The 13,283-nt window shown below is 53.6% G+C and carries 12 protein-coding genes; 6 read left to right on the top strand and 6 right to left on the bottom strand.

Annotated elements, in window-relative coordinates; genetic code table 11:
* Nucleotides 1-23: 23 nt before the first annotated feature.
* Both HNR65_RS06525 and HNR65_RS06520 read right to left on the bottom strand, forming a co-directional pair.
* Nucleotides 24-815 (bottom strand): endonuclease/exonuclease/phosphatase family protein, encoded by a 792-nt coding sequence (locus tag HNR65_RS06525; RefSeq protein WP_220128308.1) that lies wholly within the window; start codon nt 813-815, stop codon nt 24-26.
* Nucleotides 816-882: 67 nt separating this feature from the next.
* Entirely contained in the window at nt 883-1,260 is a 378-nt protein-coding gene (locus tag HNR65_RS06520) for a DUF6165 family protein (protein ID WP_181550675.1), read from the bottom strand.
* A gap of 160 nt (nt 1,261-1,420) precedes the next feature.
* Here HNR65_RS06520 and HNR65_RS06515 point away from each other — a divergent pair, with 160 nt between their 5' ends.
* Both HNR65_RS06515 and HNR65_RS06510 read left to right on the top strand, forming a co-directional pair.
* Nucleotides 1,421-2,476, top strand: coding sequence for a glycosyltransferase family 9 protein (locus HNR65_RS06515; protein WP_181550674.1), 1,056 nt, complete (start codon nt 1,421-1,423; stop codon nt 2,474-2,476).
* Complete coding sequence (locus tag HNR65_RS06510; protein ID WP_181550673.1) at nt 2,476-3,159, top strand: lipopolysaccharide kinase InaA family protein; 684 nt, start codon at nt 2,476-2,478, stop codon at nt 3,157-3,159. Before HNR65_RS06515 ends, HNR65_RS06510 begins: the two co-directional genes overlap by 1 nt.
* Nucleotides 3,160-3,253: 94 nt before the next feature.
* On the opposite strand, the gene HNR65_RS06505 is transcribed toward HNR65_RS06510, so the two are convergent.
* The 4 genes from HNR65_RS06505 to HNR65_RS06490 all read right to left on the bottom strand — a co-directional run bounded on the left by HNR65_RS06505 (nt 3,254) and on the right by HNR65_RS06490 (nt 6,884).
* Entirely contained in the window at nt 3,254-3,541 is a 288-nt protein-coding gene (locus tag HNR65_RS06505) for a PxxKW family cysteine-rich protein (RefSeq protein ID WP_181550672.1), read from the bottom strand.
* Between the two features lie 144 nt (nt 3,542-3,685).
* On the bottom strand, nt 3,686-4,462 hold the full coding sequence (locus HNR65_RS06500; RefSeq protein ID WP_181550671.1) for an acyl-CoA dehydratase activase: 777 nt from the start codon (nt 4,460-4,462) through the stop codon (nt 3,686-3,688).
* Nucleotides 4,463-4,496: 34 nt separating this feature from the next.
* The gene (locus HNR65_RS06495; RefSeq protein WP_181550670.1) at nt 4,497-5,735 is read right to left on the bottom strand and encodes a 2-hydroxyacyl-CoA dehydratase subunit D; all 1,239 of its coding nucleotides are present in this window, start codon (nt 5,733-5,735) and stop codon (nt 4,497-4,499) included.
* Nucleotides 5,736-5,759: 24 nt separating this feature from the next.
* Complete coding sequence (locus tag HNR65_RS06490) at nt 5,760-6,884, bottom strand: 2-hydroxyacyl-CoA dehydratase subunit D (RefSeq protein ID WP_181550669.1); 1,125 nt, start codon at nt 6,882-6,884, stop codon at nt 5,760-5,762.
* 575 nt (nt 6,885-7,459) lie between these two features.
* Here HNR65_RS06490 and HNR65_RS06485 point away from each other — a divergent pair.
* The 4 genes from HNR65_RS06485 (at nt 7,460) to HNR65_RS06470 (ending at nt 13,030) form a co-directional block, all read left to right on the top strand.
* Nucleotides 7,460-8,050: a hypothetical protein gene (locus HNR65_RS06485; RefSeq protein ID WP_181550668.1), complete on the top strand. Its 591-nt coding sequence runs from the start codon at nt 7,460-7,462 to the stop codon at nt 8,048-8,050.
* A 23-nt stretch (nt 8,051-8,073) separates the two neighbouring features.
* Nucleotides 8,074-9,348, top strand: a complete 1,275-nt coding sequence (locus tag HNR65_RS06480) for a radical SAM protein (protein WP_181550667.1) — start codon at nt 8,074-8,076, stop codon at nt 9,346-9,348.
* Nucleotides 9,349-9,907: 559 nt separating this feature from the next.
* The gene (locus HNR65_RS06475) at nt 9,908-10,519 is read left to right on the top strand and encodes a cytidylate kinase-like family protein (RefSeq protein WP_181550666.1); all 612 of its coding nucleotides are present in this window, start codon (nt 9,908-9,910) and stop codon (nt 10,517-10,519) included.
* Between the two features lie 411 nt (nt 10,520-10,930).
* Entirely contained in the window at nt 10,931-13,030 is a 2,100-nt protein-coding gene (locus HNR65_RS06470; RefSeq protein WP_181550665.1) for an ASKHA domain-containing protein, read from the top strand.
* The last annotated feature ends 253 nt before the right edge of the window (nt 13,031-13,283 follow it).

The following is a 13,283-nucleotide window of genomic DNA, read 5'->3' as shown; positions in this document are numbered from 1 at the left end:
AACCGCCCCGACAACGAACGGTTTTATGCGCTCAGACGCAAATCCGCCATGTACGGGAAATGGTCCGACGGGTAAAACCCGTCTTCCTGGTATTTGATGATCCGGACATGATCAACCGAAAATTCCTTGCTTGCCAGTATCCAGTCGATTCGACTTTTTTGGGGAATACCCGTGAACCCGTGACTGGTGAAACTATCCCGACCCCAGCCCCCGCCTGACTGCTGCCAGGTATCTTTCAGACCAACCGCCGGATCTGTCAGAATCTGGTGGACATCGGCTTCGGGCTCCTCGTTGAAATCACCCATGACCAGACTGGGCAAACGAGTGCGTCCGGCCTGCTCCGCAATGATCTTTGCCTGGTGAAACCGGGCCTCTTTGCCGATGTGATCCAGGTGGGTGACAACCGCACAAATGTTTCTGCCTTCATCTTCCCGGCAGGCAAGCTCGGCATAGCTCATCATCCGGGGAAAAGCACTGTCCCAGTCCTTGCTCATGTAAACATCCGGGGTTTTTGACAGCCAGAGATCCCTGCCTCCCGTGATCTCAAACCGATCTTTGCGCACAAACAGCGTCGGGCACTGGGCCTTTTTGTCTTCCTGCCGACCGGGCATGTGGATCCAATAACCCGGCAGGTTGTCTGCCAGGTACATGAGCTGGTCCCATTTTCCTTCCTGGGTACCCAGGATGTCCGGGGCATGCTTTTCAATGACCCGCACGACCATGGCCCTTCTGCACTCCCAGGCATTTTGCCCGTCCCGGTCGTTTTCAAACCGCAGATTAAACGTCATCACCCGCAAATTCATCTGATTCCCCATGGTTTTTGGTCCGTTGGATTATGCGGCCCTGCATGATACATAAACCTAAATTGAAGATAAGGCCGGATCATTCATAAGATTGATAACTTTTTTCCTCCACCAGCTCGGATCCGCAGGCGAGGTTGATTTCCCGCTTGACCGCAGCGCGCTTATCATTGTTGAAGTAAACGCTTCTGGCAAGGGATATGAATTCATCATCAAAGGATTTGGTCCGCTCCTTTTCCCGAATGGCATCCTCGATATCCCACAACCGGCTGTTGATCTCGTAGAGCTGCAGGTATTGGGGGCTTGTTTCATCAATGCCCGCAGCCGCCATGGCCGTTTTGAGCAGAGCAAATTCTCTGTTGATATTGCGTAGTTTTTCCGGATCATGAATCCGCTCGGACTTGATGTGGACAATGGTGGCCTTGTCCACGAGTTCCCCCACAGAGACCTCAACCTTCATTGTTGTTCCTTTCCGCACAAACGGTGCATATGGGACAAATCCATTGATTTTTTAAGGCAAACCATATAGTGTAGCCCAATTGATTTCAAGTCGAATCTCACTGAAAAAAAGGCCTTGCCCGGCCATTCCGGGCCTGGGCTGCCCCTTTGACGCATAAAAAATGCTTGAACCCGCACCTGAAAAAATCTGTCTGATCCGCACCTCTGCCGTGGGCGACACGGTCCATGCCCTGGCTTTGGCCAACGGGCTGAAACAAGGCTTTCCCCATGCCAGCCTGACATGGGTGCTGCAGACCATTCCCTATGAAATGGTCATGCACCAGCCGTGCGTGGATCAGTTTGTCATCTTTGATCGCAAAAGCAGCGCCGCGGACTGGCAAAAACTGATTGCAGACCTGCGCAGCCAGCGCTTTGACCTGGCCGTGATCCCGCAGGTCAGCGCCAAGGTGAGCCTGATTTCCCTGTTTACTCCGGCAACAATCAAACTCGGATTTGACTGGCACCGGTCCAGGGAACTGCACTGGCTGGCCACAAATCATCATATTCCCGGCCGTCCCATGGGCCATGTGCAGGATCAGTTTTTCGAGTTTCTGGAATACCTGGGAATCCAAAATTTTACAAAAACCTGGGATTTTTGTTTTACCCCGGAGGAACGCAAATGGCAGAAGGCCTATTTTGACCGCATTGACCGGCCGGTTGCCGGATTTGTCATTGCCACGGCCCACCGGCAAAAGGAATGGGCCCCGGCCGGCTACGCCCGGGTCATGGACGCGGTCAAATCCCGCCTGGGTCTTGAGCCGATGATGATCGGCGGGCCCAGCGCACGGGAAAAACAGATTGCAGAAGAAATTGCCGCCCTATGCAAATGCCGACCCGTCATCGCCCTGGAAAAACCCATCCGCCGCACCATGATGCAGCTTCAGGGCTGCCGCCTGGTGGTGTCCCCGGATACGGGACCTTTGCACATTGCCGTGGCAATGGGTGTACCCACCATAGGGCTCTATGGATACTCCAATCCCAGGCGCTGCGGCCCCTACCGGTTCCATGACCTCTTGATCGACCACTACAACGATCCGGACGCACAACACGCCCCGATTACCCGCAAAACCAAGCCGGGCCGGATGCAAACCATCAATCCGGAAGAAGTGATTGAAAAAATACAATACGGCCTGACAGCCTACCCGGATCCGCAAAATCGGCCGGAGATGATCAAGTGATGACACTCCAGCGCCACCGGGGATATCGATTCGGCTCGGGCCGGGGTCTGACCCGCCCGCAGATGGACCGACTGGCAGAGTATTTTCAAATGCCGCCGCAAAACGCCCGGGGCCGGCTCGGGGGCAGAACAGGTGCTCAAACCGCGGAGATCAAAGGGCTGGGCAAGCTGATCATAAAAACTTACTTCAGAGGCGGGCTGCTGGGCCGGGTCATTGAAAAAACCTACCTGGGCATCGGCCCGTGCCGGGGCCGGGCCGAATTTGAGATGCTGACCCGCATTCGCGCCATGGGCGTGCGAGCACCTGCGCCGGTGGCCTTTGCATCCAAAGGGCGTTTTTTGCAAAACACCTGGCTGGTCACCCGGCAGATCGAAAATGCCCGAACCCTTTCGGAACTGGCCATGGTCGATGAAAAAGCCGCAGAGCAAATCATTTCCGCCGTGGCCGGCCAGGTGCGCAAACTGATACAAAACCGGATTCTGCACGTGGATCTCCACCCGGGCAACATTTTGGTAAATGCCAGCGGCAGGGTCTATATCATTGATTTTGACAAGGCGCTGCAAACACGGGATAACGCCGCACGACTACGCCAGCGCTATATCCGCAGATGGCAGAGGGCGGTGATCAAACACGAACTGCCCCTGTTTCTCAACCCGCTGTTTTGCGACAACCTCGGGGGATAAGAAAAGGCGTTTTCAGGTGGTACAAAAAAATGCGGCGCAAACCGTAAAACTCACCGGCCTGCGCCGCAGGAGGGGGTCGCTTGTTGAAATGAAGCTATTTTTTGCCTGCGCCGCGCTTGGAAGCCTTGATCGGGTTGATCTTGGCCGCCTTGGTATCGGCCCCGGCTTTGGACACGTGGGTGGCCAGGTTACAGGTGCCGTTTTTCCACTTTTTTTCCGGCTCCGGACACTTGCTGCAATACCAGCCGGATTCATACGATACGGTTCGGCCGCAGCCGTTGCAGGACTCAACAATCTGATAGCAGGTACCGCCGTTATAAACACAGCCGTCTGCTGTCATAAAAGCGCATTCCATTCCTTTTCGGGTGGTCTGGCAGATCATTTTTCTCTCAACTCCTTTTCTCACATGAAATAACGGCCCCAAAAGGGGCCGGAAATTTTTTGACGCATCAATATCTGCCAAGCTGATGACAAATATAAAGAAACTATTTCTATAGCAACCGGTTTTCCTTTGTCAAGATTTTTTTTATTGTTCCTGCATCCGGGCTGCCAGCAGGGCGGCGCCAATGGCGCCATTTAACTGGGCGTGCGGCGAAACTCGGATTTCAACATCCATGCGGCTTTCCAGGGACCGGACCACTCCCTGGTTGCGTGCCACTCCGCCTGTCATCATCACCGGCGGGGTCACCCCCACCCGCCGGGCCATGGCCGATATCCGGGAGGCAACGGATTCATGAATCCCGGCAATCATGTTCTGCCGGCTCTCGCCCCTGGAAATCAAAGAAATCACCTCGGATTCGGCAAAAACCGTGCAGATGCTGCTGATGGCCGCCGGGGCATCGGCCTCGGCCGAAAGCCGGCCAAAATCATCCAGATCCGCCTCCAGGGCCCGGGCCATAACCTCCAGAAACCGGCCCGTGCCTGCGGCGCACTTGTCATTCATGGCAAAATCAATCACCTTGCCGTTGGTATCGATTTTGATCACCTTGCTGTCCTGGCCGCCCACGTCCACCACAAACCGGATTTCCGGATCAATAAAATGCGCGCCCGCACCATGGCAGGTAATCTCGGTAACGGCCTTGTCGGCAAAATCCACGCTGTTTCTGCCGTAGCCCGTGGACACAATGACATCAATGTCATCCCGGCGGATACCGGTTTGGCCCAGAAGGGTTTCAAGCACGGCATTTCCGGCTTTTGCCGCATGGTATCCCGTAAACTGCAGAGAAGTGCCGGCCAGTTTGCCGTCATGGATCAGCGCCGCCTTGGCGGTGATCGAACCGATATCAATGCCTGCGGTAATCATACTGCTTTCCATCCCCGGGTGATATACAATGAATTCAGGATTTCAAGGTTTCCATAAAGGCGTCAATGCGGGTGTCAATCTGGCTTTCGGAAAAAGCGCGCTCATCGACCATGTCTGCCTCAATGATTAAAGTGGGCACCCCGAGCCGGTCCATGATCATCTGCCGAAGATCGTACTGGCCCAGGGAATAGGGCTTGCAGGAACGATTGGAATGCATCACCATTCCGTCCACGTGGTATTTTTCAATCATATTGGCCACAATATCAAACATCATGTCAATGGAGATGTTGATATACACCTTGGTATAGGTCTCGGCCATGGCTTCCAGAAACGTCTGTCCGTTCATGTCCGGCAGCATCCCGCTCCAGGCCGAGGTGTAGGTGTCGGCCACCAAAGCCGCGTCATGGGCGGCAAATTTTTCAGACAGCCACCGGGTCTTGTACCACACCGGAAGATTGTCCCACAAAAGCCGGTATTTTTCATCCGGCACCATGGAAACGCCGTTTGCAATGCGCTGGTTTAATTCGTCGTGCAGCTGCCGGTAATAGTCCACGGCAGTTTGCGTGCCGCGAAGAGTGACAATCAAGGCCAGATGAAAAAAAGCATCAAATGCGGTCATGGGCGCCGGCCGGTGAGCGCAGGTGTCGAGCACGGCCTGCCACAGCCCGGTGCCCTCCACTGATAGCCGGCCCACTTCCTCCATGCGGTCATAATCCATTTTGGTGCCGCAATGGGTCTCCAAAAAGCCGATATACTCATAAATCTGGGAAAGCACGTACTTGCGGGCGGAATCGGAAAACTCCCTGTGCACAAAAGGCGTGTCCAGGATAAACAGAGGAACATTGAAATACCGCGCCGCGGTTTCGTACCACTTGAGCACAGTGCCGCAGATATTGTTGCAGCACACCAGCATATCGGGTTCGGGCAGCCCGCCGATGGGTCCGGTTTTTTCCACGCTGTCGGCGATATCGGCCCGGGCATAGGAGCACAGATCCCGGGAATAGCCCATTTCCTCTGCTTTTTCACAAAGCTGCGCCCCCATCTTGGAAGCTCCGATCATGGCCCCGTGGTTTTCCGGGTACACCGGAATCACGTCCATGGCGATCAGGGGCTCAACCGGGCCGCCGCTGGTGATCCAGGCCACTTTTTTGCCCTGCTCCCGGGCGGTTTTGGCGTCAATGTAATAATTGGTCATGATCTCCTTCATGCGGGAGACCGCCTGGATTTTGGGCGCCTTTTTTGCCGGATCATGCTTTTTTTGATTATCTGCCATTACTTGCCTCCCATACGCCCCGGACTAGAGCATATCCACAAAGGTTTCCAAACGGGTCAGCAGCTGCTCCCCGGGCGGGGGCTGGTCCTCGATTTCGATGAGCAGACTCGGAATCTGCGCCGAATCAAGAAACTGCTTCAGGTAAGGGTAGTCAAAAGCGTGAGGATCACAGAATTTAAGCTGGAGAAAGACCACCCCGTCTACGCCCTGCTCCCGGGCCGCATCCACCAGGTGCCGGCCTCTGGCAGTAATATCGGCATGCTTGGCCGGACACACGCTGCGCGAAAGATACCGGTCGGCCACGGCAGCCAGGGGATCTTTGGCATCTTCGGCAATGGTGCCCTCAAAATACCGGGCGCCGGTGCACAAGTCATCCCATACCACGTCGGCCCCGGCCCGGGCCAGCAGATCATAAACGTCCGGATGAGTGCAGATGCCGCCGGCCAGCATCAGGCGCTTGCGGCCGGTTTGCGGTGCATCCCCGGCAGAAGAGCCGATCTGATCGAGAAACGCGGTAATGTCGCGCAAAAATGCCGCCGGCTCCATAACCATGGCCGCGGTCATGATCCAGTGTACGGCAGAGGGTTCAAAGAGCCCGGGTTTTTGGCTTCTGAGCGCATATACGGCTTTTAACTGCTTTCGGATCTGGTTGTATGCACAAATGGCCGCGTTTATATCCGCATCACGGATTTGTTTGCCAAATGCGGTTTCAAGCTCCCGGCAAAACCCGGAAAGCACGTCGATCATATATTGCCGGGCACTTTGCGTATTTAGTTTAACCGGCAAAACCGCGTCAAAATGATGGGCAAAACCGGCATTTAACCGCCAGATATCCGACAGCCGCTGAATGGAGTCACAGGTATGGGGAAACACCGCTCCGTCTAAAAAATCCAGGTTCCCTTTTAAGGCGTCCTCCAGACCGCCGCGCACCAGGGAACAGCAATAGGACTGAAGATGGGTATCCGCCAGGCTGATTTCCCCCCGGGTGCCAAACAGGCGCAGAGGCAGGATGCCGGCGGCATAAATGAGTTCTACGGGCGCATAAGAGCAAAAAAATCCAAGGATGCTGCGGCCGGTTTCCTGTTTTACGCTGCGGCCGTAGCCTGCGGGATCGCGCCAGACGGACCGAAATCTTTCTGCTGGAGTCATGAAGTTTTCCTTATACAAAAATCAAGTCCGGTTTTTCCTTGCAGAGTTGATGGCACCGTAAAAAGCCTGATTTCAGATGGCGCCGTAAAAGTTCAATGATGTGTTTGGCCTGCACAGGCATGCCTTGTTCATACCCTTGGGGCCAAAGGGCTGTCAAGGCGAAAAAACGAGCATTCGTTCGTTTTTGGCTCTCCTTTTTCAACCTCACAGGTCACAGCCATGTTTTTCGAAACAATGCCATGCCGCAACAAGATCAATCTAGACACTGCCTTCGTAAAATAAATAGAAATCGAAACATTGCATAACCGCCTGGAAATAAAATTAGAATATCCTTGACATAATCATTAAATTTATTATTATATAGAATTAATTTAAAAAAAGAAAACATACTATTATACTGCCCGAACGAAAACCAGGATTTTTCGTTCAGGTCCAGGACGGCGAAAATTTTAACCGCAGGAATACTCGACGTATTTTGAGGATTAAAATTTGAGCCGGACGCAGAGATTGGCGGAAAAGACGGTTTTCGTTCAGGCACTATTATACAACCCAATTTGAACAGAGAAAGGCATCCCATGGATCGGGAAAAAAAAACCAACAGCGAATTTATTATTGACGCATTGCTCACGGGCCGGGATCTCCGGTCTCCGGAAATTACACAACTGGTCACCGAACAATCGGGCAAAAGCATAAAAATACAGGATATTGCCAGTATCCTGGCCAAATTAAGCAATAGCGAGAAATGCGACCTGGGCTTTTTTATTTATAAAAAAAGAAGCGCCAAAGGCTACACCTATCACCTGGTACCCGAAGCCCTGTCTCTTCCGGCCGAAGCGCTTTACGGCCTTACCCGCAAAACCGGAAAGAACCGCTACACTCTTGAACAAACCCTTGCCGACTATCCGGATCTCAAAAAATATGTCAGTTCCTCGCGCCTGAAAAACCGTGAAATCAAACATAGCGCCAAAAAACGGCGCAAATCCCTGGACAAAACCATTTCGGCCATCCACCTGCCCAGTCAGACAGCCAGCACACAGCAAAACGAGGATTCCGACCAGGCCATCAAAATGCTGGTCGCCCAGGTTCTGGATGAAATCTCCGAGCAGGGCGGGCTAAACATCAACATCAACCTCAATGTCCGTTTTACCGGTATCGGCGAGGAATGACGGAACTGATCAATTAAAGCCAAATGACAAGTCCCTCTGAACGGAATCAAAAACTGAGCATCACGCCGGAAAAACAGGGGGCTCTGGAATATATTAAAATCAGCTATCCCCTGCGTTATGGCCGCTACGGTGAAATCCGGACCCCGGCCCATATTTTCGAATTCCAGCCCAACGGCGAAATCCGGACCATCGCCGGCCGGACAGGCGGATGGCTCACCTCTGCGGAATGGCTCAAGCGGACCGCCGGAAATGACTGGCAGTATTTTTCCGCAGGGGGTTATGCCGGAGCCCTGAACTACACAGGGGAATATTACGTTCCCTGCCTGCCCTACCAGACCAATGCCCTGTTTGGCACCGACGCCTTTGAAAGACAGGAGGTCGTGGAAACCTTTTCCGCCTGGCACAGGCTCCGCCGGGACCTGCAGCAACTCGACACGACACGGCTGGCTGAAAAACAAAGCGCATTTGTTCAGCGTATCCTGGAGATGAATCCGCAAACCCTGGAACACCGGGGCCGGCGTCTGCACGAAATCATCGGCGGGCCGGTCACTGTCCTGCCCCCGGACTGCCGCCACGTTGAATACGATGTGATCCCGGTGGCCATCTCAAAAGGATGCCTGTATAACTGCCGGTTCTGCCGGGTAAAATCCGGACGTGGTTTTTCCGTTCACCCGCAGCAGGCCGTTGAAGCCCAACTTTACGAGCTGGCGCAATTCTACGGTGCCAACCGGATCAACTACAATTCGATTTTTTTGGGCCAGCATGATGCCCTGCATGCCGGGGCGGATCCGATTCTTTTTGCCGCACGCAGGGCCTGGGATATTCTGGAAATCGGCCAATCGGCCATGAAAGATCCCCGGCTTTTTTTATTTGGCAGCGTTGATTCCATGCTGGCCGCAGACCCTCGCCTTTTTGCCGCAGTAAATGAGCTGCCGTTTTACACATATATCAACATAGGGCTGGAATCCGGGGACACAGCCACTTTGTCCACCCTGGGAAAGCCCCTGAATGCCGAAAAAGTGACAGCCGCCTTTGACCGGATGATAGAAATCAACCAGCAATACGACCGGGTGGAAGTCACGGCCAATTTCGTCATCGGCGCCGACCTGCCCGAATCCCATCTGCCCTCGATTCTGGAACTGACCCGCAGCCGTCTGGCGCATTTTTATCCCAAAGGGGCGGTCTACCTGTCCCCGCTAGAACATATCGGGGACAAAAACCGGCTGCTGACCCGGTTTAATGAACTGAAAACCCGCTGCCGCCTGCCGGCCTATATCTATCTGATCCAGCGGCTTTGAAAAGCAGGGCCGATTCCGGACCCGGATGATCCGATAAAGGCCTCTGATTTTGCAGAAAGGAACTTTCGGGGACCCATTTTTTCACCACAGAGGGCACAGAGAAAACATTGTTTATCAGAAGCCTTCTCCGTAATCTCTGTGTCCTCTGTGGTGAATATCCATTTCAGGCTTTCAAAAAACAAGTTCCCTGGAAGTCTTAAAACGGATATAATCGCCAGCAATAAAAAAATAACTTTTTGATTTTACTTAAAACTTAATTACTTAACACTTGATGGCACCGTAAAAAAGTCTGATTTCAGATGGCGCCGTAAAAAGTTTAAGACCAAGGCTTGCGCAATTTCGAAGAATGCAGCGTACTGATCCGTACGTGAAATGCTGAGAAATTGCGCGTAACGCAGATATTGAACTTTTTACGGCGCCATCAACACTTAATCACTTAACACTGCCTGTAAAAAGACTTTTTACAGGCGTATCAAACATGTATATATTTTAAAAAAACATTGTTCCGGTTTAAGATCAAGGTATTTGCAACAATCACCCGCAAAAAGGAGCCGAGGTTATGACGGTGCTGACGATTTCAAGGCAATTCGGAGCAGGCGGAAAAACCCTGGGAAAAACCGTATCAAAGCGGATGGGCTACACCCTGGCAGATGAAGACCTGGTGCAAATGGTTGCCGAACGCGCCAAAGTCTCCAACGATTGGGTAAAATCCATTGAAAAGGAAGCCGGGGGCTCGCTGCTGCGGTTTATGGACTACATGATTTCCAAAAGCTACGTGGACCGGGTTCTGGCTGAAACCAAGGGCTATATTGACGAAAAAATCTATGTCAGCGCCCTTTCCGAAATCATCAGCACCATGGCCGATGAAGGCGACTGCGTGATTATCGGCCGGGGCGGGCAGTATATCCTGCGGGATCACCCCCGTGCCTTCCACATTCTGCTGGTGGGCAGACGCGAAGACCGGGTCCGGTTCATGATGGAAAACTATAATCTCGCCCGCAAGCAGGCAGAAACCGCCATAACGGTCCAGGGCAAAAGAAGGCGGGCCCTTTATAAAAAATTCGGAAAAGAGGACTATGATCATCCGAGCCTGTATGATCTTGTTTTGAACATGAGCCGGATTTCCATGGAAAAAGCCACAGACCTCACCTGCGATCTGATCCGGGGATAGGCGCAATTCGGAAAACACATACCGGAAAACTGGCACGCATATTGCTTATTAATCTGCAGGTTGAACAACACCTCCTGACTTGTCAACCTCCCTGGATCAGCAGGTGGCCGGGTACTTGGCAGTCCGGCCGCCTGCTGATTTTTTTTGTGCACACGCCCAGGTGCAAGATAATTCCGCCAAACATTAACGTTCCATAACGTTACATTCGTTATGGTCAGCCTGCCCCCACATTGTCTGCATCACCACCAAACACGCCCCAGTCAGCCGACAACCCCTGCGCATGGATCCTTTTGCCGGTCAGCGCAACAAAAAAATAGCATAGTGCAAAATTTTTAATGCTCTGGCATAAATATTGCTGTTGGCCCCCCTACACTTTATGAAAATCTCTCAAGCGGTACAAGGAGGTACAAAATGGGCAAATGCGTTAATCACCCGGAAACCGAAACCAGCTATAAATGCATGAAACATAATATCTATCTCTGCGATCAATGCCTGGAATGCCGTGATCCGGAACTTTACTGCAAATACCGCAGTTCATGCCCGATCTGGTTTCTCAGCAAGGGGACCCGAAAACTCGACGAATCCGGTCAGACCCCGGCCCGGGAAGCCACCTGCAGAGTGGACTTTTCGCCGGACGGCAAATCTGCCGAAGTGCCTGCGGGCGCCACCCTGCTTGATGCGGCCGGAAAGGCGGATGTCTACATCAATGCCTCCTGCAACGGCAAGGGCGCCTGCGGCAAGTGCAAGCTCATCGTGGAAGACGGAGAGGTGGAAAAAACCGATACAGCCCTGCTCTCAGACAATGAAAAACAGAAAGGCTATGTCCTGGCCTGCCAGAGCCGGGTCAAGGGCCCGGTTTCCGTGCGGGTGCCGGAGGAAACCATTGAACGAAAACTGCGGGTGGCCGGCATGGGCGAAGAAATCACCCGCCGCCTCCAGGGCCGGGTCACAGAGATTTCCCCCATGCTTGAAAAAATCTCCATGGAGCTCAGCCCGCCGAGCTTAGATGACCCGGTCAGCGACCTGGACCGGCTCAAACGGGGCCTGAAGAAAAACGGCATTGACACGAACCGTACAAACATCGGTCTGCCGGTGATGCGTCAACTGGCTGCGGCCATGCGAAACAAAAACTGGAATGTAACAACATCCATCATGCACAAGGCCTGCTCAAGCGAAGTGGTGGCGGTGGAGCCCGGCAACGGAGCCCATCCCGGTCTGGGCCTGGCCATTGATATCGGCACCACCACCATCGTGGTCTACCTGGTGGACATGGCAGACGGCCGCGTTATTGCCGCCACTTCCGGGCACAACCGCCAGGCCTCCTGCGGCGATGACGTGATCAACCGAATTGTGTGCGCGGAAAAAAACGGGGTGAAGAAACTGAGCACCCTGGTGCTTTCCACCATCAACACCCTGATCCGGGAGGCTGCGGAAGGCGCAGGAGTGGATTTCCGGGATATCGGCAACGTCGTGGTCTCCGGCAACACCACCATGACCCATCTGCTGCTGGAAATCGAACCCCGCTACATCCGTCGGGAGCCTTATATCCCGTCCATATCCGAGTTTCCGGTGCTAAAAAGCGGGAGCATCGGACTGAAGGCCAATGCCAATGCCGCCGTGTTTGTCATGCCGGGGCCGGCCAGCTATGTGGGCGGCGACATTGTCTCCGGTGTCCTGTACACCGGTCTGCACCGGCAGGAGGAACTGACCCTGTTTATTGACGTGGGCACCAACGGTGAAATTGTGCTGGGCAACAAGGACTGGCTCATCTGTGCCTCGTGCTCGGCCGGCCCGGCATTTGAGGGCGGCGGCATCCGCTGGGGCATGCGCGCTGAGCAGGGCTCCATTGAAAGCGTCACCATTGAACCTGTCAGCTTTGAACCCCGGATCAAAACCATCGGTGATGAGCCGCCCAGGGGCATTTGCGGCACCGGCATGATCGAGCTGATCTCTGAAATGATGCTCACGGGCATCATTGACCAGCGGGGAAAATTCCAACTGGATGCCGATCATCCCCGGATGGGGGCGGTGGGCGAAGAGCCGGCCTATGTGCTGGCATTTGCCGACCAAACCCCCATGGACGAGGATATCGTGTTTACCGAATCCGACATTGACAATCTCATCCGCAGCAAGGGGGCCGTGTATGCGGGATTCACGGTGCTGCTCAACCAGATCGGGGTCAGCTTTGACATGATCGACCGGGTGATCATCACCGGCGGTTTCGGCCAGTTTCTCGACATTGACAAGTCCGTGACCCTGGGCCTGCTGCCCGACATTGACCGGGAAATATTCCATTATTACGGAAACTCCAGCATTGGCGGGGCTTACATGGCACTGCTGTCTGCAGATCACCGGCAGTCAGCCGGGGAGATCTGCAATGCCATGACCTACATGGATTTTTCCACAAACACGGCGTTTATGGATGAATTCACATCCGCGCTGTTTCTGCCCCACACCAACCTGGAGCAGTTTCCGAGCGTGTCGGCAAAAATGCGCGAAACCGCCAACTAGACCGCCGGGCAGTGCAAAAATCATTGACAGCGCCGGCGGCTTCGGTGTACATGGCCTTGCAATCGCAATATGAAATTGCCCTTGTAATAAATCTTTCTGATTTTTCATTCACACGAATTTAAAAAACCAAGCCGGGAAGGCTTTGCTCGCCCTGAAGGGCGCTCAGGCCACCCGGCTTTTTTTATGGTTTTTCAGAAAGAAAGGATCAATATATTGAAAATATTACGAATTTTTGCATTGCCCCTAATGACTG

Origin of the sequence: Desulfosalsimonas propionicica (genome assembly GCF_013761005.1) — a bacterium.
GTDB classification, from domain to species: domain Bacteria; phylum Desulfobacterota; class Desulfobacteria; order Desulfobacterales; family Desulfosalsimonadaceae; genus Desulfosalsimonas; species Desulfosalsimonas propionicica.
This window is presented reverse-complemented; position numbering and strand designations above follow the sequence as displayed.

Coding starts and splice junctions, on each gene's coding strand:
- HNR65_RS06525 (WP_220128308.1), bottom strand. CDS start 815: ATGGGGAATCAGATGAATTTGCGGGTGATGACGTTTAATCTGCGGTTT.
- HNR65_RS06520 (WP_181550675.1), bottom strand. CDS start 1,260: ATGAAGGTTGAGGTCTCTGTGGGGGAACTCGTGGACAAGGCCACCATT.
- HNR65_RS06515 (WP_181550674.1), top strand. CDS start 1,421: ATGCTTGAACCCGCACCTGAAAAAATCTGTCTGATCCGCACCTCTGCC.
- HNR65_RS06510 (WP_181550673.1), top strand. CDS start 2,476: ATGACACTCCAGCGCCACCGGGGATATCGATTCGGCTCGGGCCGGGGT.
- HNR65_RS06505 (WP_181550672.1), bottom strand. CDS start 3,541: ATGATCTGCCAGACCACCCGAAAAGGAATGGAATGCGCTTTTATGACA.
- HNR65_RS06500 (WP_181550671.1), bottom strand. CDS start 4,462: ATGATTACCGCAGGCATTGATATCGGTTCGATCACCGCCAAGGCGGCG.
- HNR65_RS06495 (WP_181550670.1), bottom strand. CDS start 5,735: ATGGCAGATAATCAAAAAAAGCATGATCCGGCAAAAAAGGCGCCCAAA.
- HNR65_RS06490 (WP_181550669.1), bottom strand. CDS start 6,884: ATGACTCCAGCAGAAAGATTTCGGTCCGTCTGGCGCGATCCCGCAGGC.
- HNR65_RS06485 (WP_181550668.1), top strand. CDS start 7,460: ATGGATCGGGAAAAAAAAACCAACAGCGAATTTATTATTGACGCATTG.
- HNR65_RS06480 (WP_181550667.1), top strand. CDS start 8,074: ATGACAAGTCCCTCTGAACGGAATCAAAAACTGAGCATCACGCCGGAA.
- HNR65_RS06475 (WP_181550666.1), top strand. CDS start 9,908: ATGACGGTGCTGACGATTTCAAGGCAATTCGGAGCAGGCGGAAAAACC.
- HNR65_RS06470 (WP_181550665.1), top strand. CDS start 10,931: ATGGGCAAATGCGTTAATCACCCGGAAACCGAAACCAGCTATAAATGC.